Source organism: Nocardia sp. NPDC004123, assembly GCF_053603795.1.
Map to the genome: position 1 here is coordinate 1 of NZ_JBSGGG010000017.1, position 23,379 is coordinate 23,379.

The following is a 23,379-nucleotide window of genomic DNA, read 5'->3' on the forward strand; positions in this document are numbered from 1 at the left end:
ACTGCGCGTGGGTAACCCGCTCGAGGAGGGCGTTCTCGTCGGGCCGCTCATCACAGCGCTCTCAGTTCTAGATATCAGCAACAGAATTAGTTGCTGCGACAGCCGATGTTTTCGAGGCCGGTCTGCACGTCGCAGTTTCCGCGCGGGGCCATCACGCTGCGCCCGACCTGGGACGAACTTGTCGGTCCAGAGATAGCCATGCTCGCCGGATTCGTCGATACCCACGAGAAGTCGAGTGCTCCGAACCACGAAATGAGCTGCGCGGCAACCGATCCCGTGCCAGATGGGCTTTCCGTGCACCGGCCTCAGGACAGTTTCGCTTCGGGGGCGAAGGCGGGCAGTTTTTCGAGGCTGCTGCGGACGGCTTCGGTGCCGTACTCGAACATCTGCCGCTCGTAGTCGTCGACCGCGTTACGCAGATCGCGGCGGCCTTCGTCGGCCTCGATCAGGCAGCGGCGCAACAGGTCCGCATCGCGCAGCGCGGTGTTCGCGCCGTTGCCGCCGGTCGGAGAGGTGGCGTGGATCGCGTCGCCGAGCAGCGTGACCGGGCCGGACGCCCAGCGCTCACCGGGCTTGACCACTCGGATCGAGAGCAGTGTGCTGTTGTCCGGGTCGGCCTGCTCGATCAGCGCGCGCAGCGCCGGGTGCCAGCCCTCCATCCTGGACAGCACGGCGTCCTGCGCGGTCAGGTCCTCCAGCGAACTGTTCGGCGGCAGGATCATCGCCCAGCGCACGTAGTCGCCGATGTCGGGCAGCGTGACTTCGGGGGCCAATTGCTCGGCGGCCTGCTTCGGCGGGGTACGGAAGCGCATCGCGCCGAGCAGCAGGCTGACGCCGTCGCCGGCGATCTTCGAGCCGAAAGCCTTGGACAGGGCTGCGAATTCGTCGGTCAGCGGGGTGCGGCCGATGACGAACCGGACGCCGGTGTCGGCGGGGGTGGTGTGCGGCGACAACACCCCGCGGACCGCGGAGGTGACGCCGTCCGCGCCGACGAGCAGGTCGGCGGTGGCCGGGTGGCGGCGGGCGAACCGGGCTCGGACCTTGCCGTCGGCCAGCACGTCGTAGCCGGTCAGCGCGGCATCGGTGTGCACGGTGAGACCGGTCAGCAACAGGTGTCGCAGCACCTGCCGGTCGACGACGATGCCGGTCCGGCCCGCGCCGAGCCTGCCGATCTCGTTCAGTTGCGGGTCCAGGATCAACTGTTCGGCGGAGGCGTCCATGACGATCTCGTCGAGCAGCGGGTGCCAGCGCGTCGGCAGGCAGTTTCGCACCGCCTGGAAACCGATCGGATTCAGCACGAGCCGGTAGCCCTGGAACCGCGCGACGATCCCCGGGTCGCGCTCGAACACGTCGGCCTCGATCCCGGCACCACGCAGACCCTGTGCGAGAGCCAGACCTCCCAGACCGGCTCCGACGACGGAAACTCGCATCACGCACCTCCTGGACAACGATACGAACTTAGTTCGCCATGACGATCTAAGTTCTACGTAACGAACTTAGTTCGTGTCAAGCTATAGTTGCCGGTATGCCCGCCGATCCCCGCCAACGCCGCGCAGCCCGCCACGCCCAACCCGCAGCCGAGGCTGCCGTGTCGGCACCACGCAAGAAGCCCATCACCGTCGAACGGATCACCGACGCCGCTCTGGAGGTCGTCGCCACCGAGGGGTATGACGCGCTGACCATCCGCCGGGTCGCCGCCGCGCTCGGCACCGGTCCGTCGTCGCTCTACGCACACATCGTCAACAAGGACGACATCGACGATTTGCTGATCGGCAGGCTCTACGCCGAAGTCGAGCTCCCCGAACCGAATTCGGACGCCTGGCGTGAGCAGTTGCTCGGGGTGTACACGCAGATCCGCGACCTGTACCTGAAATATCCCGGAGTCTCGCGGGCCGCGCTGGCCATGGTGCCGACCAACCTGGAAACCCTGCGGGTCGGCGAAGGAATCCTGGCGATCCTGCTCGCGGGCGGCATCGAACCGAGGACCGCCGGATGGGCCCGCGACGCGCTGTCCCTCTACGTCAGCGCCTATGCGCTGGAACAGTCACTGGTCCAGCAACGGCGCCGCCATCAGGATCAGGAATGGGTGCTCAGCCACGAGGAGTTGCTGGACCGCTTCACCGCACTGCCTGCCGAGAAATTCCCGCAGACTCGACGCCATGCCGCCGAGCTGATCTCCGGCACCGGACCCGACCGCTTCGAATTCGCCCTGGGCCTGCTCATGAATAGTCTGCGGCCTGCATCCAGTTGACCTGGGGCGCGCACTGGCCACATGGCTCGACATGAGCGTGCAATCAACAAGTTACTGATCGACGGAGCCGTCTTCAGTTGTCAGCCAAAGATATTCAGTGCGATTACGCTCATGAGTCACCTCGATGACCTCGGACCAGCACACCGCCCACCCGGTTCTAGTGCGCGACTACCTGGACTAGCAATCACCCGAGGTCGGGCCGCTGAGCTGCAGCTCAGCGGCCCGATCTCGTATCCGGACACGAGCACACCGCTCTCGATTCTGGGTGGCAGCAACAGAATTGAGCTGCATCGGTCGGAGGTCCGTTTCCCTGCTGACCATTCCGGGTGCGGCGAACGTGGGCAGTGCTGTCAGCTCGGCGAGGCCGGTTTCTCGCCGGGGAAAAGGATCGGGCTGATCAAGTACGGTCTGCGGCCCGGGCCGGGCTGGTTGGCCGCGAGAGGTGTGACGAGGTCGCGGAAGCCGGTGAGCATGGTGTCCAGCTCCTCGGGGCTGAGCCACAGCGTGGCTTGGCGGTAGCCGACCGAGTCGGCGACGGGGTCGGCATCGGGCTGATCGAGGTAGGCGTTGAACTCCCCGATCAGGACGGCCATGGCGGCCGCGAACCCTTGGCGGTGATCGTCCGCGGTCATCGCGCTACTCGCCTCGGGGGAGATGGTCGGGCGATCGGATCGCAGTCGGTAGGAGCGTTCCACCGCGCCGCGCACGCGTCGCTCATCGCCGATCTCGAGCATTCCCCCCTCGGTGAGCAGGCCGATCTGCCGGTAGACGCTGGTCCGGGGCACATCGGGCATGCGGTCGCACAACTCTCCGGCGCTGCGCAATCGGCCGCCGGACAGTGCGTGGATGATGCGCAATCGCACCGGGTGGAGCAGCAACTCGGTCGGGTCCATTCCTCAACTATCCCATATCTGGTACCGTTCCCAAAGTTGGTATCGATAGGAAGGGTGACCGTGATGCGGGATGTTCCTGGGCGTCGAATGACATTGAACGGCAACGAGATCTACTTCGAGGAGTCCGGCACCGGGAGCACCTGGGTGGTGTTCGAATCCGGTTCGGGCGCCGGGCGAACGCTCTGGGATCCGGTGGTGCCGCTCCTGGGCGACACCGCGCGCACCGTCGCCTACGACCGAGCCGGCCGTGGCCGCAGTGGCCGTCCCGCGGAACCGCAGACCATCGACGACATGGCGGCGACCCTGGTGGCGTTGGTCCAGGCGCTCGCGCCGGAGCGGGTGATCCTGGTGGGCCACAGCATGGGTGGGCTGATCGTGCGCCGCGCCGCGGAAACGCTGTTGCCGGCCGGGCTCGTCCTCATCGACCCGACACCGGAAAACGCTCCGAACTACGACAATTGGGCGCCGACGGTCCGAAAGACCGACCGTATCCTCGCTGTGCAGCAGGCATTGAGCCACTTCCCGCCGCTCATGCGGCTTTTGACCAGTTCCTACGGCCGCAAGTTCCCCGCCGACTCCTATGCGACCATGCTGGCCGAGGACTTCACGTCCGCCGGGCTCACCACAACCCGCCATGAGATAACAGCCGTCGCGGCGGCGATCGACGAATTCCGCCGCCGCCCACCAGAACCGCCGAACTCCGGCGTCATCGTGATCTCCGCGATCCACGCCGCCCGCTACCAGGCTCGCAATCTCGACCTTATGCGCGAATACCAGCGCCGATATGCCGAACAGGTCGGCGCGCAATTCGAGGACGCCGTCTCCGAGCACATCATCCCCGCCGAGCGACCCGAGCAAGTCGCTGCCGCGGTTCGCCGACTGATAGACGCTGAAGCATCGCTGGAACCGTGATGGACAAAACGAAACTCCCCCGCCGAGCTACCCGGCCGGTCTCTACGCGCCGGTTGCTGACGAGATCAATTCGATCGCACTGGAAGTGAGCGGTGCTTTACCCACCTAGCTGGATGGACGGTACTTCCGCAACCTGAGGTGGGTCGGCGGGCTTATCGGGCTGTGACGAACCCCTGGGAAACGAGCCAGTCGCGTGCGACGGTGGCGGGTTCGGCGCCTTCGAGGTCGACCTTGCGGTTGAGTTCGGTGATCGTCTCGTTGGTCAGTAGCCGCGAGATCGGCTCCATTACCGTGGCCACCTGAGGGTGTGCGTCGGCGAAGGATTTCCGCATCACCAGTGCCGCATTGTATTTGGGAAAGAAACCGAGATCGTCGTCCAGGATGCGCAGGTCGAGGGCTTTGATGCGGCCGTCGGTGGTGGCGACCGACCCGAACTGGCAGCCGCCGTTCGCGGTGGAGGTGTAGACCAACGCGTCCTGCATGATCTGTTTGTGCACCTTGCCGGTGTCGACGCCGTACTTGCGGGCCATGCCCGGGAATCCGTCCTGGCGGACACTGAATTCGGTGCCCAGGCAGGTGGGTCCGGTGCCGGGTTCGGTGTTCACGGCCCGCGCGTAGTCGGAGAGCGTCTTCGTCCCGGTCCGCTGTGCGCTTGCCGCATTGGTGACCAGCGCGTAGGTGTTGTTCATCGGGGCGAGGTCCGCCCACAGCATGCCGTGCGCGGCCAGGTCGGCGTCGCGCACCGCCTCGAACTGCTGCTGCGAGTCCGGAATCGGCGTCTCGTTGCCCAGGTAGTTGATCCAGCCGGTGCCGGTGTAGTCGTAGGCGATGTCGACCTGCCCGTGTAGCTGGGCATCGCGCAAACTGTTGGACCCGGTGATATTGGTGAGATCACGCACTCGCGCGCCTGCCGCGGTGAGCGCGAATTCGATGACATAGCCGAGAATGTTCTGCTCGGTGAAATCCTTGGACCCCACCGTGATCGCCACGCCCTGCAACCCCGGATCCGGCCGGATGCTGCCCGCTCCGACCGGCAATGGCACCGCCCCGCCGGATTCGAGCCCGCATCCCGCCACCAGCATCAGCCCGAGCGCGGCCAGCACCGCCGTCCATCGCCTCCTCATCGCAGGCCCCGTGGGCCGAGGAACTGTTCGGCGAGGGCTCCCAGCCAATCCACCAGCAGCGCGAGCGCCACCGCCAGAATCGCCCCCACCCACAGCGTCACATTGTCCCGCAACTTGTATCCGGTATCGATGAGAATTCCCAGCCCACCCGCGCTGACCAGGAACGACAGCGTCGCCGTCCCCACCGCCAGCACCAGCGAGGTCCGCAGACCCGCGAGGATGTACGGCACCGCAAGCGGAAACTCGATGCGCCGCAACACCATAGCCGCGGACATCCCCTGTCCCCGCCCGGCATCCACCAGCGTCGGATCAACCTGCTGATACCCGAGAATGGTGTTCCGCAATACCGGCAACAACCCGTAGAACGCGATCGGCGCCACCCCGACCCAGAACCCCGTCCGCTGGGTCACCAGGTAATACAGCACGATGAGCCCGATGGCCGGCGCGGCCGCACCGATATTGGCCATCCCCACGAAAACCGGTGCCAGCCTGCGAAATCCGGGCCGGGTGAGCAAGGTCCCCAATGGAACCGCGACAGCGACGACGATGGCCGCCACCGTCGCCGTGATCACGACATGCTGTCGGGTGACGGTCACGACATTCGCCGCATTCATACTCGCCTGCTGGGTGGCTGTCAGATCCCGATCGAACGCCCACACCAGCACCGCCACCCCCAGCCCAACCGCCAAGGCCGGCTGCGCCACCAACCGAATCAGCTCCGACCGCCGCTCGGTACTCCGCCCCCTCATGCCCGCTCGCCCGATTCCGCCGCGCTGGAATCCTGTACCGCATCAGCGGGTTTCGTGGTGGCTCGGCCGCTCTCGGCGCGGGTGGTGGAGAGGTGGGTGACGAGGGTGTCGATCGCGATCAAGCCTGCGTATTCGCCGTGATCGCCAGCGACCACGGCGTGGGCGGTGCTCTCGGCGAGTAGTATTTCCAGCGCCTCCTGCAGGGACGAGCGCAGGGCGACCGTGCCGGTGACCGGGTGTCCGGCCTCGCGCAGTGAGGGGGCGTGGGCCAGCTCCTCGGCCGAAACCCAGCGCAGGGGGCGGTGTTCCGCGTCCAGCACCAGGCCCCAGTGCCATTCCCGCTCGGCGAGGGTGTTGCGCAGGGGTTGCATCTCATCGATTTCGGTGGCCGTCGGGCACTGCCCGAGTTCGACGTCCTCGACGCGGGTGAGCGTGAGCTGTTTGAGCCCGGCGTCCGCTCCGACGAATCCGGCGACGGTGTCATCGGCGGGTGCGGCCAGGACGGCGGCCGGGGTGTCGTATTGCAACAGTCGGGAGCCGTTGCCCAGCACCGCGATTCGATCGCCGAGTTTGACGGCTTCGTTGAAGTCGTGGGTGACGAAGACGATCGTCTTGTGCAGTTCGGCCTGCAGGCGCAGCAGTTCGTCCTGGAGGAGCCCGCGGGTGATCGGGTCGACGGCGCCGAACGGCTCGTCCATCAGCAGGACGGGCGGGTCCGCGGCGAGTGCCCGTGCGACGCCGACGCGTTGCTGCTGACCGCCCGACAGCTGGCGCGGGTAGCGGCGGCGGAAGGTGCCCGGATCCAGGCCGACCAGGTCGAGCATCTCGTCGACGCGGGCGTTGATCTTCGCGCGATTCCAGCCGAGCAGCGCGGGCACCGTGGCCACATTGCGCGCCACCGTCTGATGCGGGAACAGCCCGGCCTGCTGGATCGAGTACCCGATCTGCCTGCGCAGCTGGTCCGGATCCTGACGACCGATATCGCGCCCGTCGATGGTGATGGTGCCCGAACTCGGCTCGATGAGCCGGTTGATCATGCGCATGATGGTGGTCTTGCCGCACCCCGACGGGCCGACGAACACCACGATCTTCCCGGCCGGAATGGTGATCGAGAATTCGTCGACCGCCGGATCCCGTTGCCCCGGATAGCGTTTGGTGACCGCGTCGAGCACGATCCGCGCGCCATGTGGTGCGTGTGCGGAATCTTTTGCCGCAGTGACGGTTTCAGTCACGAATCCCCCTCGGGGTAGTGAACCGGCCGACGCCGGCCAGCAGGGCGTCGAGCAGCAACGCCAGCACGATGATCAGCACCGTGCCGGTGAGGGCCTGCGGCACCGCGGTCGGGCTGCCCAGCCGGGCCAGCCCGGAGAAGATCAGGTTCCCCAGTCCGGGCCCCTTCGCGTAGGCGGCCATGGCCAGAATCCCCATGATCATCTGGGTGCTGACCCGCATCCCGGTGAGGATCGACGGCCACGCCAGCGGCAGTTCGATGCCGACCAGTACCCGCAGCCGGTTCATCCCGACCCCGCGCGCCGCGTCCGACACCGCCGGATCCACCCCGCCCAGCCCGATGATCGTATTGCGCAGGATCGGCAGCAGCGCGTACAGCACCAGCGCGACCACAGTCGGCCGCACGCCCAGCCCCAGCACCGGAATCAGCAAGCCCAGCAACGCGAACGACGGCACGGTGAGAATGATGCTGGCCAGCGCGGTCGCCAGCGCCGACCCCCACGGGCTGCGGTGCACCGCGATACCGATCAGCACCGCCAACGCGGTCGCGATCAGCATCGACTGCACCACCGCGGATACATGCAGATACGAGTCGGTGAGCAGCTGCCTGCGATGATCGACGACGAAATTCCAGAGCGTGCCCAGAAGCCCCCTCCTGCCTAGGAGTTCACCCCACAGTGTATTGACGCGAACCCCGCCGCGAGCCTTTTCGACTGTCGCCGAGACGATCAGCAGCGGTACGAAGGCCGCTGCGGTCGAACGGACTTCAGTCGGCGCGGTAGCGCAGCATCACCACGGTGTCGAAGTGCCTCGTCTCGGCCAATCGAAGCTGGATGCGCTTGTCCAGTGCCGGGAAGAGCGGTGTGCCGCCGCCGAGCACCACGGGCGAGACGAACAGCTGGTACTCGTCGATGAGCCCGTGTGGCATCAGCGCGGCCGCGAGGCTCGCACCACCGACCTCCATGACGCCATCTCCCGCGGCCTTGAGCCTGCGAACCTCGTCGACCGCGTTCGCGCTGACCAGGGTGCTGTTCCAATGGACTTCGGTGAGCGTCCGGGAGAAGACGACCTTGGGCTTCTCCCGCCACAACCCGCCGAACTCGCGCTCGATGCGTGGCGCGTCCTCCGGCACGTGCGGCCAGTACGCGGCCATCAGCTCGTACAGCCGACGACCGTGCAGCGAGACCTCGATCTCGCGGTACCTGTCGTTGTGGAACTGGTGCAACTCCTCGTCCGGGTCGGTCCAGTCGATGCTGCCGTCGCGGTCGTTGACGTAGCCGTCCAGGGACACGCCGAACCCATAGATCAGTTTCCTCATGACCGGGTAGACCTCCTACGCGCTCGAAACTCATCAGTAGTCATCGACGGCTGTGTCGCTGTGGATCCCACCGGCAACGGCAGCGGTCGACGGTATGTGGTGAGAGACTGCCACGTTGTGGACAACCAGGAAACCGCCCCGGTCTACCGAACCCACGATTGGCACATCCAAGCCCGCGAGTACGCCCGCCACGAAGCTCGCCGTGGACGCCGGTTCGCCTACACCGCTTTCGATCCCCCACGCACAGCACTGGTCGTCCTCGACATGGTGCCGTTCCACGTCACCCATCCTTATGAGTGCAAGAAGTTGGAGTGGTTACCGAATCAGCTGGGGTGCAACGAGTTTGATGACGGCGGCCGCTGGCTTCATATCCGCTGCGCGCCCGAGGTGTGATCTACCTCAGGGGCGGTAGGGTTCGGGCGGTGGAAGGGATGGCATCGATGAGACGACTGGCGGTTGTGGTGGGGTCGGCCATGGTGGTGGCCGTGGGGCAGTTCGGGGTGGGTGCGGCGCAGGACGATTCCGGGGCCTTGGATCGGCTGGTGGAGTTGATGAGCGAGCGGCTCGGTACTGCGGATACTGTCGCGGCCGTCAAGTGGGCGGGCGCGTTTCGGGATGGGGGCGAGCCGGTGATCGACGATCCGGTTCGTGAACAGGCGATCTATGATGCGATGGCTCAGCTGGGGGCGGAGCGGAATCTGCCTGCGGGGCTGGTCCGGCAGGTGTTCGAAGGTCAGATCGAGGCCAGCAAGATCGTCCAGCGTGGGCTGGTGACCGAGTGGCGGTATGGGCTGGCGACGGCGCCGGTGCCCGCGACGGATCTGGCCGGGGTGCGGCCGGTGATCGATGGCCTCAATGTCGCGATCGTCGACGAATTGGATAGCGAGCGGACCGAATTGACGCGCTCCGACTGCCCGGCGCGAGTCGCCGCCGGGGTGCTCGCCGTCGCCGGCCACGACAATCTCGACGCTCTCCACGCGGCGGCGCTCGTGCGCGCGTCGACTCCATTGTGTGGGAGCTGACATATGCCCCCAGCACAAAGACGTCACCCCGATAGGTACTGCCTCAACCGGCACCCGAATTCGGCTGCCGAGCAACAGCGTTCGTGGCAACTCAGTCGAGACAGAATTCGTTGCCCTCGATGTCCTGCATCACGAGGCACGACTCGTTGACGCCATCGGCACGCAGTAGTCGCACGCGTACCGCGCCGAGCGCGACCAGCCGTGCGCACTCGGCCTCCAGCGCGGCCAAGCGCTCTTCACCCACGAGCCCGGTGCCGACTCGCACGTCGAGATGCACCCGATTCTTGGTGATCTTCCCTTCGGGCACACGCTGAAAGAACAGTCGCGGACCCACACCTGACGGATCGACGCATGCGAACGCTGAACCCTGATACTCAGGCGGCAGGGACGAATTGAAATCGTCCCAACTGGCAAACCCCTCCGGTGGCGGCGGAATGACATACCCCAGCACATCGCACCAGAACCGAGCGACACGCTCAGGCTCTGCGCAGTCGAAGGTCACCTGGATCTGTTTGACCGACGTCATCGGTCCACCATAGCGGCGGGGACCTTCGTCTTCCGCACGGCCCGACCTCGAAATCGCCACGCTGACAACGTGATATGGGATCACGTCTGCACAGTCGATACCGAACTGCGAATCGCGCCGGCCTTGTTCAGGGGTTCACCGAGCGGCGAGTGGGCACGATCAGCCATATGCGTTACCCTTAGTTACATCAAAACTGGAGGTGTTGTGGACAGGGTGAGCATGATCGAGCAGCTGGTCGGCGGCATCAACCGGACCGCCGGCCGCAACGGCCGCCCGTTCGACGAACACACCCCGATCCGGACCCCAGCGGGACGCCGCCGCAACTGGGCGCACTACGGGGTGATGGTGCCCGGACTGCCCGCACCGCATCGATTCTTCGGCGTCATGTCGATTCTGGGCACACCCGGCGTTTCGATCTTCGCCAATGACCATGCGATCACCACTACGCCCGCCGACACCGTCTACACCAGTTCGGCCACCGCGGCCATGTCCGATGGGCAATTCCTCGTCCACAGCATCGAGCGCGACTGTGAATTCCGTTCCGACGGGATCTTTCTGAGATACGGCGACGAGCTGCTGATCGAAGGCCGCTACCCGAAGTTCACGCTGCATCGCCGCCATCACGAGGTCGAGGTCCAACTCGACATCTGTGCCACGGACGTGATCTCCCATTTCGCCCACGTCCCCGGCATCTACGACCACTGGAGCCTGTTGGCACGCTGCCGGGGCAGTATCCGCGACCAGCATCAGGTCCTGCCGGTCGACACCCTCTGCACTTTCGAATACGCCACCGGCGTCGGGCTGCACAGCATCGCGCCCGGAGTCCGCCGCAATCTGCCGGTACCGTTCTTCACCTATCACGTACTCAATATCGACCCGGCCACACAGGTCCTGCTCGTACAAGTGCTAGGACCCGCGAACCTGCCCATCCAACGTCGGGTATACGTGCGAGGAGTCGATGACTACGGCAGCGTGCACACCCGCGGCTTCGACTTCACCGTTACCGAATATCGGTCGCGCACCACGCCAACCGGCAAAGCAATGCGCGTTCCGAAGCGACTGCACTGGCAGGTACTCGACTCCCGGAACAACCCACTGATCACCATCGACGGTGTCTGCAACGACGACTTCAGCTACGGCCTCGGCGCCGGTTTCGTCGGCAGCTACGACTACACCGGCATCTTCATCGGCCGCGCCGTATCCGGAACCGCCTACATGGAGTACATCGACCTCCGCTAGCCATCACAGGTCACGGCAGACGATCCGGGCACCTGCCCACTCGCTCTCCAAATCCCGACCTTATCGTCGGGCAACAGGATTGCACCACACCAGGATTCGAACAACGTTGCGGCGGAATGGAAGTCATCGGTGTGCGCCGTAGGGGCGTCGGTGCCGGATCGATCCGGCGATGCGCAAGATCCGGCCGACAGACGGCTGGCCGAGGCGGCGTTGGAGCTCGGCGCGGTAGTCGGCGAAGGCGGCGGCGACCTCGTCGAGGTAGACCAGTCGAGGGAAGTCGATGATCGGCTGGTGGTCGATCAGGAAGGCGGCGGTCAGTTCCACGACGCGGTGCTCGTCGGCTGCGGCGACGCCGAGGTCGGCGAGAACGTCCGGGGCGACTATGAATTGGGATTCGGCGGAGTCGGTGCCGTCGTCGACCAGGACTCGGTATTCGTGGTCGACGACGGGTTCGACTGCGATTCGAGGGTTGGTCATCGGGACAGGGGGCTGTACAAGACCAAGCCGTTGCCTTTGTTGTCGTAGACGACGGCGCGGCGTTCGTGGGCGTCATCGTAGGGGCCCTCGACGATGCCGCCGCCGCTGGCCTCGATGGCCTTGGCGGCGGCGTCCACGTCGGCGGTTTTGATGCCTACGACTACCTGGCCATGGATAGGGTGGTCGACCGCGGTGGCGAGGGCGAGGGTGATGGGGCCGCCGTTTAGGGCGGCGAAGTGGGCGCCGTCGCGGAACTTCAGGGGCATGCCGAGGGTTTCGGTGTAGAAATCGATGGATTCATCGAGGTTGTCGGTCGACAGGATGATCATCTTGACTTCCTGATCGCTCATGGCTGCCTCCTGTGGGCGAAGTGGTGGCGCGCCCGGAATGCCCGGGTTCGGTCGCCCACCATGATGGCCGCTCCGCGCCGCCGGGGATCACCAACGACACGCCGCCGCCCACTGAGTGGGCAAATGTGAGCCGGCTACCGCCCGTTGAGTGTCCGTTTTCCGCCACACTCTTTTGTTTCACGGAATCAACTTTTATAGTTGATTCATGGAAGCAAACAAAGACCAGGTTTCGCGACTCGCCCGCAGCACCGCGCGATTCGCGGAAGCCATGCGGCAGGGCACTTCTCGCGCCTACGACCCGGTCCGGGTCGGCGTGCTGCAGTGCGCGGTCGAGTCCGGGCCGCTGCGGGCCGGGGAGATCGCCGAATGCCTGGACGCGTTGCCGTCTTCCATCACCCGGCATGTCCAGTCGCTGATCGACTCCGGGCTGGTCAGCACCTCCCCCGATCCGGCGGATCGGCGGGCGGTGCTGGTCGAGGCCACCGAGGCGGGGCGGGCCGAGCTCGCGCAGTTCCTGGAGATCGGCGACCAGGTCTTCGGCGAGGTGATCGCCGACTGGTCCGCCGAGGATGTCGACACGCTCACCCGGCTGCTCGATCGCATGATCGAGGCCTGGGCCGCGGCGGGAGCACACCAACAGCAGCGGGCGAGCCGCAAACGCCCGGGCCGATTCGGCTGGAGCCGGATCTGACCTCAGGAGAGGACCAATTGCCATGGCCACCAACACACCCCTGCACGTGATCATCGCCGGCGGCGGCATCGGCGGGCTGGCGCTCGCCAACGGCCTGCGCCGCGCCGGCGTGAGCGTCAGCGTCCACGAACGCGAAACCCAGCGCACCGACCGGCTGCAGGGTTTCCGCATCCACATCAACCCGCACGGCAGCAATGCCCTGGCGGAACTGTTGTCGCCGGAGCTGTATTCGACCTTCGTCGCGTGTGCGGGCCAGGGCGGCAACGGGTTCGGTTTCGTCACGGAACAATTTCGCGAACTCCTCCAGATCGATCCGGAGGAGGGTGAGCACACCGCCGGCGGACACTTCGGCATCAGCCGGATCACGCTGCGGCAGCTGCTGCTCGCCGATCTGGGCGACGTCGTGCACTACGGCAGCATGTTCGACCGCTATGAGCGCCTGCCCGACGGCCGGATCCGGGCCCATTTCGGCAACGGCGTCTCCGAAATCGGTGACGTCCTGGTCGGCGCGGACGGCGGCACCTCCCGGGTACGGGCGCAATACCTCCCGCACGCCGAGCGCGTGGACACCGGAATCGTCACCATCGCAGGCAAATACGGCCTGACGCCGGAATCGCGAGCCCGCCTGGACGTCCGGCTGCTGCGCAATCCGCTCAGCGTCATCCCGCCGAGCGGCTGCGGAATGTTCCTCGCCCCACACGAATTCGACATCCCCGCCGGTGCGGAACGCATCGCCGGGAACCAGCCCGGCCTCGACCCCGGGCTGCTCCTCGACAACACCCAGCCGTACGTGTTCTGGGCCTTCGCGGCCAAACGCGAACGCTACGGCGCCGATCTGGAGGAGCTCTCGCCCGTCGGCCTGCACGAGCTGGCGGTGCGCATGACCACCGGCTGGGCGCCCGAATTGCGCGCCCTGGTAGCCGATTCCGATCCGGAGACCGCCACCCTGCTGCCGATCAAGACCTCGGTCCCGATCCCGGCCTGGCAGACCACGAATGTCACGCTGCTCGGCGATGCGGTGCACAGCATGACCCCGTTCGCCGGTATCGGCGCGAACACCGCACTGCGCGACGCCCGGGGGCTGTGCCGCGCACTGGTGGCCGCCGAACGCCGTGAGCTCGGACTGCTCGAGGGCATCCACCGATACGAAACGGACATGATCGACTACGGCTTCGCGGCGGTGCGGACCTCGCTGACCGCGGCCACCCAGTCGGTGTCCGACAGCCGGTTCGCGCGCGGCGCCGGCAAACTCGTCTTCCGCACCGCCAACGCGGTGCCCGCCATGAAGCGAAAGATGTTCGCCGACTTGGGTGCCGAGTAATAGCTGCCGCGCATGTGCCGCCCGCGTGCCGAGCGGGTGGCATATGCGGATCACCACCCTCCGATGTCCAAAGTCCTACGCGCACATGACATTCAGAAGGCTCGCAGATTGCTGATCCGGCGGAGACGTCCCGGCCGGAAGTAATTTGAATGAAACATTCCCTTTCAATTTCCCAATCCGAACCTTGCCCGGTAGTGTGCCGTCGTCGCCTCCGCGATCGCGAAACCCCTGTTCTGGCAATGGAGTTCGAGTGCTGGAAATTCACCACTTCAGCTACGGTTGGATCACCCCCGTACTGGCGTACGTCATGTCCGTCACCGGATCCCTGCTCGGTCTGCGGTGTACGGCACGGGCCCGGTCCGGGGACGGACGCAGCGGCTGGCTCATCTCGGCGGCCGTGGCCATCGGCGGCACCGGCATCTGGGTGATGCACTTCGTCGCCATGCTGGGCTTCACCATCCGCGGTGCGGTGATCAAGTACAACGTGCCGCTCACCCTGCTCAGCGCCGTCATCTCGGTCACCGTGGTGTGGATGGGCCTGTTCATCGTGGCCCGCGAGCCATTCGGCCGCTTGTCGCTGTTCGCGGGCGGCGCGGTCACCGGGCTGGGCGTCGGCGCCATGCACTACTCGGGCATGTACGCCATGCGGTCCGACGCCATGATCGACTACAACGCCGGCATCGTCACGCTGTCCATGGTGATCGCGGTGGTCGCGGCCACCGTGGCACTGTGGTTCACGCTGGTCATCACCGGTATCTGGGCCACCATCGGCGCAGCCCTGATCATGGGTGTCGCGGTCTGCGGCATGCACTACACGGGCATGGCATCGATGAGCGCGCACCACATGGACAATCCGGCCACCCCGCAGGGCGCGGGCCCGATGGAATTGCTGGCCCCGCTGATGATCAGCGTCAGCATGGTGACGCTCGTCCTGCTCATTCACGTCGGCCTCACCGAGGTGGACGAACGCTCCATGATGCCCGAACCGGAACGGCCCGAAGCGGCGGCGCGCGCGGGCTGGTCGCTGCGGGCGGTCTCGGCGGCGGCCGACACCCGCGGCTCCGGCCAGGACGAGCCCGGTCCCCGCGACTACCGGACCGCGGGCCTGTACGCACCGGCCGCCGACTATCAGGCGCCGGGCCGCCATGAGATGTCCGCGCCCGGCGACTGGCGTTCGGACCAGTTCTACCCGGCGGCCGGCGGCCCGGCGGCGCGCCCCGACCGGAATCCGGTTCCGCCGCAGCGCAGTACCCGCTACTCATAGCCGCACCCGCCCGACTGTGGGCAATCTCCATTCTCAACCGGGCAGGCTGAGAATTGCCGACCCGGTTGGCTGAGAATCCGGTTCCGGTGTTCGACTTTGGGGCACTTCGGCAGCAAACTGACTGCCGTGGAGCACCACCAGCTGGAGTTGATCTTCGCGGTCCTGTTCGCGACCATCCTGGCCCAGCCGCTCGGACGGCGGCTGGGCCAGGCCCCGGCGGTCCTCATGACCGCCTTCGGCGTGGTGCTGGCCCTGATTCCGCAGGTGCCGAATATCGAGATCGATCCCGAACTCATCCTGCCGCTGGTGCTGCCGCCCCTGCTGTACGCGGCCGCGCGGCGCACCTCCTGGCGGCAGTTCGCCGAGAACTGGGTGGCCATCAGCCTGCGCGCGGTGGTGCTGGTCATCGTGACCACGGCGGCCGTGGCCTGGGCCTTTCACCTCTGGTACCCGGCCGTGCCGATCGGTGCCGCGGTCGCGCTCGGCGCCCTGGTCGCGCCACCGGATCCGGTGGCGGTCTCGGCACTGGCCGGCAAGCTGGGCCTGCCCCGGCGTCTGGTCGCGGTGCTCGAGGGCGAGGGCCTGTTCAACGACGTGACCGCGATCGTCCTCTACACGGCCGCGATTCAGGCCGTGGTGACCGGTTCCTTCTCGGCCTGGGGCGCATTCCGCGATTTCCTGGTGTCGGCGCTGGTCGGTTCGGTGGTCGGGCTGCTGTTCGGCTGGGCCGGAAGCAAACTCATGCAGCGGCTCGACGAGGCCCCGTGGCGGGTGGCGTTGGGACTGCTGCTGCCGTTCGCCGCCTACGGGCTCTCGGAGTCGCGGGGCGGGTCGGCGGTGCTGGCGGTGCTGGTCTGCTCGATGTATCTCACCGAAGCCGCAACCGATTTCAGCGACAGCGACTACCGACTGGTCGGCGACTCCTTCTGGGAGATCACCGAAATGCTGGTCACCGGTTTCGCTTTCGGCCTGATCGGGCTCGAGCTGAGCACGGTGCTGCGCGACGCCGGACCCAACTGGCCGCGCTTCATCGGCGGGGCGGCGGTGATCATCGCGGTGGTGGTGGGGTTGCGGCTGATCTGGCTGCTGACCACGACCGTGATCTTCCGATCCTGGTGGCGCACCCGCGACAAGGACGAGCCCCACACCTGGCGCGAGACCGTGGTGACCTGGTGGGCGGGCATGCGCGGGGTCGCCACGGTGGCGCTGGCACTGGCCGTGCCGTTCACCACCGACAGCGGACAACCGTTCCCGGGCCGCACCGAAATCCTGTTCACCGCCATCGCGGTCGTGCTGTTCACGCTGCTGCTACAGGGCCCGACCCTGCCCGCTGTGGTGCGGGCGACCGGCGTGCACGCCGACACCGGCACCGAGCGCGCCTTCGAACGCCAGCTCTGGACCCGGGTACTGGAGGCCGAACTGGCCCGGCTCAAGGAGATCTCGGAGACCGAGCACCTGCCCGAGGAGGTCTACGACCGGCTGCGCACGGGATTCGAACGCCGTCTGGCCCAGGCGGATCCGGAGGCCGCCGAGGACGATCCCCGGACCCACACCGATCGCACGGTGGCCTTCACCACCAAGATGCGGTCCATCACCAATGAGGTGCTGGAGGCGGGCCGGGCCGAGGCGCTGGCCGCGCGCCGCGAACCGGGAGTCCCGCCCGATGTGGTGGACCGTGTCATGCGCCGGCTGGATCTGCGCCGGTGACCGACCGCTACCCGGTCCGGCCCAGCTGCACCAGGACGGCGACGAATTCCCGCAGGAAGGATTTTCGGGTCAGCAGCCGGGAGGTACGTGCGCCGGTGACCTGAGCACGCAGCCCCAGCCGCCGGACCAGCCCGGCCGTCCGCAACACGTGAAAGTCACTGGTGACCACGGTTATTCGCACCTGCTCCGGATCGATGCCGCGCCCGCGTAACTCCCGGACGGTGAACCGCAGGTTCTCCTCGGTATTGCGGGACCGGTTCTCACGCAGGATGAGGTCACCCGAAATGCCCTGCGCCACAAGATAATCAGCCATCGCCTCGGCCTCGGCCACGGTTTCGCGCCCGCTCTGCCCGCCCGACACCACCAGCAGCGGCGTACGCCCCCGGCGGCGTTCCTCCCCCACCACCTCGAGCGTCCGGTTCAGCCGTCTGGCAAGCATCGGCGCAACCCGATCGTGGCGCAGCCGGCAACCGAGCACGACCACCACGTCCGCGCCGGGCCGCGGGGACAGCCGCGCACGACCGACCGTATAGCCGGTGAACCCGAGGAACGGCACCAGCACCGCGGTTCCCGCCAGCGCCGGCACCACTCGCCATCGTCGCATCCCGCCTGTACCTCCTGCTCCGCGCCGCGTCGGCACTGTTCGAGCGGCCTGCCACAAGCCCGGGTGAACAGTACTTCCCGCGCCGGCGGCGAGGCCGGGCGGCAGCGGATTCGCGCAGAACGCGAAGACGTCACCGAGTGGTGCCCACCACCGCCGGTCTACCAGCCGGCCCCACTGTCCGCCGGCTCGACGGGCCGTGGCACTTCCACCGAGAGCGTGTCCGCATCGATGAGCGTACGGTCGGCCGACGTGTCCTTCAGATCGACCCCCGACCGGCCGAGCCGCCGGGCACCATCGACCAACCCCGTGACGACCTGAGCCGCACGTGCGTACGAGAGCCCTTCGGGCGGATGAATATTCGAGATGCAGTTCCGCTCGGAATCGGATCGTCCGGGTCGCGGGCAATGGGTGAGATAGATCCCGAGACTGTCGGCGACCGACAGCCCGGGCCGCTCCCCGATCAACACCAGCACCGTCCGCACACCGAGCGCCGCACCGATGTGATCCCCCAGCGCCACCCGGGCCTGCGTGGCGATCACCGGCGGAGCGAGCGTGTATCGCCCCTCGAACGCCGCGAGCAACGCCGCGAGCATCGGAACCCCGTGATCGGCCAGCGCCCTCGACGAAAGCCCGTCCGCCAGAACGAAACCCACGTCCGCCCCACTGTGCGGCACCGCCGGGTCATCGGTTTCGGGCAGCCGTCCGAGATCCGGACGCCGCAGGTACTCCGAGCGATCGCTCGCCCTGCTGCGCACCTGCACCGGCTCGCCGAGCCCGAGACCCCTCACCTCGGCGGCCAGGGCCGGGCTATCGAGCGGACTGTGCACGGCATCCCGGGCCGCGGCATGGGCCGACCGGAACTCGAGCACCTCTGCGGTGGACAGCGCGTCCCCGGTGCGCCCGAGCCCGATCCGCGCCTGCGTACTGCGCCGCAGTCCGTCCCAGAACGCTTGCGCGGCAATGTCCTCGGTGCGGCGGATCGGGCGCACGGGTTCGATCGGGCTCACTGGTCTCCCTCCGGGTACGGGCCGGCGTTGTCGGCGATTCCGATCGACGGCACCGGACGAGCCTCGGCGATCCGAGTTCCACTTCTGTTCGCGCAGAATCGTTTTCGTGCAGGGGTAACCCGCGAGGTGGCGCCGATGATCACGCCGCCCCCTTGGCGGCCAGTGCACGCAGCGGGGAGGACAGGGGCTCGACGGGGAGAATGCGGCCGGTCGAGTCCATCATGCCGAGACCGTTGAGCCAGGCGGCGAATTCGGGGGCGGGGCGGAGATCGAGGATCTGGCGGGCATAGAGGGCGTCGTGGTAGGCGAGGCTCTGGTAGCCGAGCATGACGTCGTCGGCGCCGGGGACCGCGATGACGAAGGGGCAGCCCGCGGCGGCCAGCAGGGTGAGCAGGGTGTCCATGTCGTCCTGGTCGGCTTCGGCGTGATTGGTGTAGCAGACGTCGACGCCCATGGGGAGGCCGAGGAGCTTGCCGCAGAAGTGGTCCTCGAGGCCGGCGCGGATGATCTGCTTGCCGTCGTAGAGGTATTCGGGACCGATGAAACCGACCACCGTATTGATCAGGAACGGGTCGAGGTCGCGGGCGATGGCGTAGGCGCGGGCCTCGAGGGTCTGCTGGTCGACCGGCTTGCCGCCGGCGCCCAGGTGCGCGCCCGCCGAAAGCGCCGAGCCCTGACCGGTTTCCAGGTACATGACGTTGTCGCCCACGGTCCCGCGACGCAGCGACCGGCCCGCCTCGTTGGCCTCGCGCAGCAGCGAGATGGTCACGCCGAAGCCGGAATTCGCGCCCTGGGTGCCAGCGATGGACTGGAATACCAGATCCACCGGCGCCCCCGCCTCGATGAGCCCGAGCGTGGTGGTGACATGCGAGAGCACACACGATTGCGTCGGAATCTCGAAGCGCTGCCGCACCTCGTCGAGCAGGTACAGCAGATCGGCCGTGGCCTGCGGCGAATCGGTGGCCGGATTGATGCCGATCACCGCGTCCCCGCACCCCAGCAGCAGCCCGTCCAGCACCGCCGCGGCGATTCCGCGCGGATCATCGGTCGGATGGTTGGGCTGCAATCGGGTGGCGAGCGTGCCCGGCACCCCGATGCTGGTCCGGAACCCGGAGCGCACCTCGGCCGCCCGCGCGACCGTGATCAGGTCCTGATTGCGCATGAGTTTGCTGACGGCCGCGGCCATCTCCGGCGTGAGCCCGGGTGCGACGGCCCGCAGGGTGGCCGCGGCATCGGGCCGGGCGGCCACCGCGAGCAGCCAGTCCCGCAGCCCGCCCACCGTCAGATGCGAAATCGCCTGGAACGCACCGCGATCGTGCCCGTCGATGATCAACCGCGTGACCTCGTCGGTCTCGTACGGCACCACCGGTTCCTCCAGGAAGACGCCCAGCGACACCTCGGCCAGCGCCCACTGCGCCGCCGCCCGCTCGGCGTCGGAGTGCGCCGCGCACCCCGCCAGCTCGTCCCCGCTGCGCCGCGGTGTGGCCTTGGCCAGCAGTTCGACCAGCCCGTCGAAGGTGTAGGTGCTGCCGCCCAGGCGCTGATGGAAGATCACCCTCCCGATGGTCCGGGCCCATATTGCCGGTCGGTAACCACCGCTTTCCCCCGGCATTACTGCGCGTTACGCGTGCCGGACTACCGCAGGACCGGCCTCCTCTCCCGCGATGTGGAGGTCGGCCGATGGCCCCGGGCTACCATGGCGCCATGGCAGGCATCTATCAGCCGCCCTGGCTGCGCACCGTCGATCTCGGCGAGCGGTTCCGCACCCTCGGTGTCTGGTGGCGGCAGCCGCACCGGTTGCGGCGCGCGGTCCGCGCCTATCGGAATCTGCTGGCGGTCACCCCGGCATGCATCGCCTACGCCTTCACCCTTTTCATCACCTGGTGGACGCTGCGCGGCGCCAGCGACATCGTGGGCCGGCGGCTGATCTTCTCCGCCTCCACGAATCTGCGCAATATGCAGAGGGATCCGATCCAGGTGCTGGTGGCCTCGGCCTTCTGGACCGACGGCGGCTTCCCCTGGGGCGACATTCTCATCCTCATCACCCTGATGGCGCTCGCCGAACGCTGGCTGGGGTCGCTGCGCTGGATCCTGGTGGTGGCCACCGGTCATGTCGGCGCCACCCTGATCACGGTGCTCGGCATCGCCCACAAGCTCGACAAGCAGCTGATCCCGACCCGGGTGGCGTTCGCCTCGGATGTCGGCCCCAGCTACGGCATCTCGGCCATGATGGCCGCGCTGACCTTCCGGCTGCGCGGCCCGGCCCGCTGGCTGTGGGGGCTGGCCATGGTGGTCTGGTACGCCTACGGCGTCTGGCACGGCCGCACCTTCACCGACTACGGCCATTTCTTCGCGCTGCTCATCGGTTTCACGGTCGGCGCGATCGCGGTGGCGCTCTCCCACCGCCTGGTCGCGGTGCAAGCGCGCAGGGCCGCGGCGAAGCCGGCCCGGGCGGCCGCGAATCCGGCCGCGGCCGGTGATTCAGCCGGGGACGGGATCGACGCGGCCGCGCCCACGCTGGGCGAACCGGACGACCGGCTCGACGAGGCGCGCCGCGATCGGGCCGAGCACGGCCATCATTAGCACGTAGGCCGAGGCCAGCGCGGCCAGCCGCCTGCTCACGCCGCCCAGCGAAACCGCGAGGCCGGCGATGACGATGGAGAATTCGCCGTGCGCCACCAGCGCCGCGCCCGCGCGCGCCCGGCCCATCCTGCGGATGCCCTGCCGCGACGCCGCCCACCAGCCGGTGCCGAGCTTGGTCAGCGTGGTCACGAAGGCGAGCAGGATCGCCCAGCCCAGCACCGGCGGGATCGCCCGGGGATCGGTGTTGAGCCCGAAGGCCACGAAGAAGAGGGCCGCGAACAGATCCCGCAGCGGTTCGAGGAGTTTCGCCGCCTCCTGCGCGGTGGACCCGGAGATGGCGATGCCGAGCAGGAACGCGCCCACCGCCGCCGACACGTTCAGCGTCGAGGCCGCGCCCGACACCAGCAGTGCCGCGCCGAGCAGTTTGAGCAGGAACACTTCCCGATCGTTGCTGTCCACGATGGCCGATACGTAGCGGCCGTAGCGCAGCGCCACGATGAGCACCACGGTGATCGCCACCAGCGCGATGGCCAGCGAGCGCAGCCCGTTGGCGAAGCTCAGCCCGGCCAGCATCATGGTGAGGATCGGCAGGTACACCGCCATGGCCAGATCCTCGAACACCAGGATGGACAGCACCACCGGCGTCTCGCGGTTACCGAGGCGGCCCAGGTCGTTGAGCACCTTGGCGACGATGCCGGACGACGAGATGTAGGTGACGCCGCCCATGGTGACCGCGCCGACCGCGCCCCAGTCCAGGATCAGCGCCACCACCACGCCCGGCGTGGCATTGACGACGATGTCGACCAGACCGGCCAGCCAGGAGCGGCGCAGTCCGGTCACCAATTCGGCTGCGGTGTACTCCAATCCGAGCAGCAGGAGCAGCAGCACCACGCCGATCTCGCCGGCCGTGTGCCCGAATTCGGTGGCGGCGTGCATCTTCACGATGCCGCCCTCGCCGAAGGCCAGGCCGCCGAGCAGGTAGAGGGGAATCGGCGACATGCCGAAGCGGGCGGCCAGTCGCCCCAGCATGCCGAGCGCGAACAAGATCGCGCCGAGTTCGAACAGGGCTAGACCGGTCGAATCCACAGGGTCAGCCGTCGGCCAGAATGCGAGCGGCCGCGTCCAGCCCGTGCGGCGTGCCGACGACGACGAGCACGTCCCCGGAGTCGAGCACCTGATCTGGCCCCGGTGACGGGTGCAGTTGCCCCGCCCGCATGATGGCCACGATGGAGGCCTTGGTCCGGGTCCGCATGGCGGTCTCGCCGAGCATGCGTCCCCGGTACGGCGAATTGCCGCCGATGGTGAGCTGTCTGGTGGTGATCCCGGGTAGGTCCGAGTGTTCTTCCTTGAGCTGCTGCACCAGCTGCGGTGCGCCCAGCAGATTGGCCAGGACCGCCGCCTCGTCGGTCGTCAGGGGCACCTGGGCCAGGCACGCGTCCGGGTCGTCCCGCTGCGACACGATGAGATCGATGCCGCCGTCCCGGTGCGCCACCACCCCGATCCGCCGCCCCGATCTGACCTCGAAATCCTTCCGCACACCGATACCGGGCAGCGCTGTCACATCGACGTTCACGCAGTCCAGATTAGGACAACCCGCGCGAATACCGGGGAGCTACGTTCCGGCGCACCCCGGCGCACGAGTCGCTCGATGCGGGCGCCGGGTCACTCCGCGGTGAGCGGCGCGAACGATCCGTCGGGGCCGGGCAGGAAATCGGTGACCTCGACGACCGCGGCCAGCGGCAGCGGACCGTACAGGTGCGGGAAGGTCATGGAGTCCGGGTCGGTGGGCACGCCCGGCTCCCACTTCACCGGGGAACCGAGCCGAGCCGGATCCAGGTGCAGCAGCACGAGATCGGTGCGACCGGCGAAGAGGCGATTGGCGGGCAGGTGGGCCTGGTAGGGCGCGGAGAGGTGGATGAATCCGGCCTCGGCCAGCGAGGGGGCGCGGTATTCGCCTGCGGCGCGGGCGTTTTCCCATTCCGCCCGGGAGCAGATGTGCAGCAGGGTCGGCGGCGTCATGTCCTGTTCGGTTCCCACCCGTCCAATCTAGGTGAGTGCCTCGGGTTCAGAACGGTTCGGGCCGGGCCACGTGGACGGAGATGTCGGCAACG

General features: G+C 67.5%; 26 protein-coding genes. 10 read left to right on the plus strand and 16 right to left on the minus strand.

The genetic code is table 11. The annotated features are described in order from the left end of the window. Positions 1–305 precede the first annotated feature (305 nt). Complete coding sequence (locus ACWEQQ_RS24605) at positions 306–1,430, minus strand: FAD-dependent oxidoreductase (RefSeq protein ID WP_452349849.1); 1,125 nt, start codon at positions 1,428–1,430, stop codon at positions 306–308. A gap of 95 nt (positions 1,431–1,525) precedes the next feature. Between ACWEQQ_RS24605 and ACWEQQ_RS24610 the strand changes: the two genes are divergently transcribed. Continuing rightward, positions 1,526–2,251: a TetR/AcrR family transcriptional regulator gene (locus tag ACWEQQ_RS24610; protein ID WP_452349850.1), complete on the plus strand. Its 726-nt coding sequence runs from the start codon at positions 1,526–1,528 to the stop codon at positions 2,249–2,251. Between the two features lie 350 nt (positions 2,252–2,601). On the opposite strand, the gene ACWEQQ_RS24615 is transcribed toward ACWEQQ_RS24610, so the two are convergent. Continuing rightward, on the minus strand, positions 2,602–3,144 hold the full coding sequence (locus ACWEQQ_RS24615; protein ID WP_452340725.1) for a helix-turn-helix domain-containing protein: 543 nt from the start codon (positions 3,142–3,144) through the stop codon (positions 2,602–2,604). A gap of 63 nt (positions 3,145–3,207) precedes the next feature. On the opposite strand from ACWEQQ_RS24615, the gene ACWEQQ_RS24620 reads away from it, so the two are divergent. Then, on the plus strand, positions 3,208–4,056 hold the full coding sequence (locus tag ACWEQQ_RS24620; protein WP_452349851.1) for an alpha/beta fold hydrolase: 849 nt from the start codon (positions 3,208–3,210) through the stop codon (positions 4,054–4,056). Positions 4,057–4,208: 152 nt separating this feature from the next. On the opposite strand, the gene ACWEQQ_RS24625 is transcribed toward ACWEQQ_RS24620, so the two are convergent. From ACWEQQ_RS24625 to ACWEQQ_RS24645, 5 genes are all read right to left on the minus strand, one after another. Beyond that, entirely contained in the window at positions 4,209–5,180 is a 972-nt protein-coding gene (locus ACWEQQ_RS24625) for a glycine betaine ABC transporter substrate-binding protein (protein ID WP_452349852.1), read from the minus strand. Continuing rightward, positions 5,177–5,929 (minus strand): ABC transporter permease, encoded by a 753-nt coding sequence (locus tag ACWEQQ_RS24630; RefSeq protein ID WP_452349853.1) that lies wholly within the window; start codon positions 5,927–5,929, stop codon positions 5,177–5,179. Before ACWEQQ_RS24630 ends, ACWEQQ_RS24625 begins: the two co-directional genes overlap by 4 nt. Then, a complete protein-coding gene (locus ACWEQQ_RS24635) occupies positions 5,926–7,161 on the minus strand; it encodes an ABC transporter ATP-binding protein (protein WP_452349854.1) in 1,236 nt (411 codons plus the stop codon). The genes ACWEQQ_RS24630 and ACWEQQ_RS24635 overlap by 4 nt, the downstream gene beginning before the upstream one ends. After that, positions 7,154–7,804 (minus strand): ABC transporter permease, encoded by a 651-nt coding sequence (locus ACWEQQ_RS24640; protein ID WP_354837086.1) that lies wholly within the window; start codon positions 7,802–7,804, stop codon positions 7,154–7,156. The genes ACWEQQ_RS24635 and ACWEQQ_RS24640 overlap by 8 nt, the downstream gene beginning before the upstream one ends. A 121-nt stretch (positions 7,805–7,925) precedes the next feature. After that, positions 7,926–8,477 carry a dihydrofolate reductase family protein gene (locus tag ACWEQQ_RS24645; protein ID WP_452340720.1) on the minus strand — a complete coding sequence of 184 codons (552 nt, stop codon included), beginning with the start codon at positions 8,475–8,477 and terminating at the stop codon, positions 7,926–7,928. 117 nt (positions 8,478–8,594) lie between these two features. Here ACWEQQ_RS24645 and ACWEQQ_RS24650 point away from each other — a divergent pair, with 117 nt between their 5' ends. Together ACWEQQ_RS24650 and ACWEQQ_RS24655 are read left to right on the plus strand one after the other, a co-directional pair. Next, a complete protein-coding gene (locus ACWEQQ_RS24650; RefSeq protein ID WP_452349855.1) occupies positions 8,595–8,870 on the plus strand; it encodes a hypothetical protein in 276 nt (91 codons plus the stop codon). An 80-nt stretch (positions 8,871–8,950) separates the two neighbouring features. Next, positions 8,951–9,499: a chorismate mutase gene (locus tag ACWEQQ_RS24655; protein WP_452349856.1), complete on the plus strand. Its 549-nt coding sequence runs from the start codon at positions 8,951–8,953 to the stop codon at positions 9,497–9,499. Between the two features lie 91 nt (positions 9,500–9,590). Here the strand turns inward: ACWEQQ_RS24655 and ACWEQQ_RS24660 are convergent, their stop codons facing one another. Beyond that, the gene (locus ACWEQQ_RS24660; protein ID WP_452340717.1) at positions 9,591–10,025 is read right to left on the minus strand and encodes a VOC family protein; all 435 of its coding nucleotides are present in this window, start codon (positions 10,023–10,025) and stop codon (positions 9,591–9,593) included. 219 nt (positions 10,026–10,244) lie between these two features. Between ACWEQQ_RS24660 and ACWEQQ_RS24665 the strand changes: the two genes are divergently transcribed. After that, complete coding sequence (locus ACWEQQ_RS24665; RefSeq protein ID WP_452349991.1) at positions 10,245–11,264, plus strand: DUF6670 family protein; 1,020 nt, start codon at positions 10,245–10,247, stop codon at positions 11,262–11,264. A 123-nt stretch (positions 11,265–11,387) separates the two neighbouring features. Here ACWEQQ_RS24665 and ACWEQQ_RS24670 read toward each other — a convergent pair whose 3' ends face one another. Both ACWEQQ_RS24670 and ACWEQQ_RS24675 read right to left on the minus strand, forming a co-directional pair. Next, positions 11,388–11,741, minus strand: coding sequence for a hypothetical protein (locus ACWEQQ_RS24670; RefSeq protein ID WP_452349857.1), 354 nt, complete (start codon positions 11,739–11,741; stop codon positions 11,388–11,390). Next, positions 11,738–12,091, minus strand: coding sequence for a VOC family protein (locus tag ACWEQQ_RS24675; RefSeq protein ID WP_452340715.1), 354 nt, complete (start codon positions 12,089–12,091; stop codon positions 11,738–11,740). The genes ACWEQQ_RS24670 and ACWEQQ_RS24675 overlap by 4 nt, the downstream gene beginning before the upstream one ends. Before the next feature lie 205 nt (positions 12,092–12,296). Here ACWEQQ_RS24675 and ACWEQQ_RS24680 point away from each other — a divergent pair, with 205 nt between their 5' ends. The 4 genes from ACWEQQ_RS24680 (at position 12,297) to ACWEQQ_RS24695 (ending at position 17,074) form a co-directional block, all read left to right on the plus strand. Continuing rightward, positions 12,297–12,782 (plus strand): MarR family winged helix-turn-helix transcriptional regulator, encoded by a 486-nt coding sequence (locus ACWEQQ_RS24680; protein WP_452349858.1) that lies wholly within the window; start codon positions 12,297–12,299, stop codon positions 12,780–12,782. 22 nt (positions 12,783–12,804) lie between these two features. Beyond that, positions 12,805–14,103 (plus strand): FAD-dependent oxidoreductase, encoded by a 1,299-nt coding sequence (locus tag ACWEQQ_RS24685; RefSeq protein WP_452349859.1) that lies wholly within the window; start codon positions 12,805–12,807, stop codon positions 14,101–14,103. A 250-nt stretch (positions 14,104–14,353) separates the two neighbouring features. Beyond that, positions 14,354–15,367, plus strand: a complete 1,014-nt coding sequence (locus ACWEQQ_RS24690; RefSeq protein WP_452340713.1) for an MHYT domain-containing protein — start codon at positions 14,354–14,356, stop codon at positions 15,365–15,367. A 126-nt stretch (positions 15,368–15,493) separates the two neighbouring features. Then, positions 15,494–17,074 carry a Na+/H+ antiporter gene (locus ACWEQQ_RS24695; protein ID WP_452349860.1) on the plus strand — a complete coding sequence of 527 codons (1,581 nt, stop codon included), beginning with the start codon at positions 15,494–15,496 and terminating at the stop codon, positions 17,072–17,074. A gap of 7 nt (positions 17,075–17,081) precedes the next feature. Here ACWEQQ_RS24695 and ACWEQQ_RS24700 read toward each other — a convergent pair whose 3' ends face one another. From ACWEQQ_RS24700 to ACWEQQ_RS24710, 3 genes are all read right to left on the minus strand, one after another. Further along, on the minus strand, positions 17,082–17,678 hold the full coding sequence (locus tag ACWEQQ_RS24700) for a YdcF family protein (RefSeq protein WP_452340711.1): 597 nt from the start codon (positions 17,676–17,678) through the stop codon (positions 17,082–17,084). A gap of 158 nt (positions 17,679–17,836) precedes the next feature. After that, on the minus strand, positions 17,837–18,676 hold the full coding sequence (eutC, locus tag ACWEQQ_RS24705) for an ethanolamine ammonia-lyase subunit EutC (RefSeq protein WP_452349992.1): 840 nt from the start codon (positions 18,674–18,676) through the stop codon (positions 17,837–17,839). 148 nt (positions 18,677–18,824) lie between these two features. Next, positions 18,825–20,240 carry an ethanolamine ammonia-lyase subunit EutB gene (locus ACWEQQ_RS24710; RefSeq protein WP_452349861.1) on the minus strand — a complete coding sequence of 472 codons (1,416 nt, stop codon included), beginning with the start codon at positions 20,238–20,240 and terminating at the stop codon, positions 18,825–18,827. A gap of 149 nt (positions 20,241–20,389) precedes the next feature. Here ACWEQQ_RS24710 and ACWEQQ_RS24715 point away from each other — a divergent pair, with 149 nt between their 5' ends. Continuing rightward, a complete protein-coding gene (locus tag ACWEQQ_RS24715) occupies positions 20,390–21,268 on the plus strand; it encodes a rhomboid-like protein (RefSeq protein WP_452349862.1) in 879 nt (292 codons plus the stop codon). Here the strand turns inward: ACWEQQ_RS24715 and ACWEQQ_RS24720 are convergent. The 3 genes from ACWEQQ_RS24720 to ACWEQQ_RS24730 all read right to left on the minus strand — a co-directional run bounded on the left by ACWEQQ_RS24720 (position 21,167) and on the right by ACWEQQ_RS24730 (position 23,287). Beyond that, positions 21,167–22,354 carry a cation:proton antiporter gene (locus ACWEQQ_RS24720; RefSeq protein ID WP_452340708.1) on the minus strand — a complete coding sequence of 396 codons (1,188 nt, stop codon included), beginning with the start codon at positions 22,352–22,354 and terminating at the stop codon, positions 21,167–21,169. The genes ACWEQQ_RS24715 and ACWEQQ_RS24720 overlap by 102 nt on opposite strands. A 4-nt stretch (positions 22,355–22,358) precedes the next feature. Next, complete coding sequence (locus tag ACWEQQ_RS24725) at positions 22,359–22,841, minus strand: cation:proton antiporter regulatory subunit (RefSeq protein WP_354836952.1); 483 nt, start codon at positions 22,839–22,841, stop codon at positions 22,359–22,361. Positions 22,842–22,930: 89 nt separating this feature from the next. Next, positions 22,931–23,287: a DUF952 domain-containing protein gene (locus tag ACWEQQ_RS24730; protein ID WP_452349993.1), complete on the minus strand. Its 357-nt coding sequence runs from the start codon at positions 23,285–23,287 to the stop codon at positions 22,931–22,933. Between the last annotated feature and the right edge of the window lie 92 nt (positions 23,288–23,379).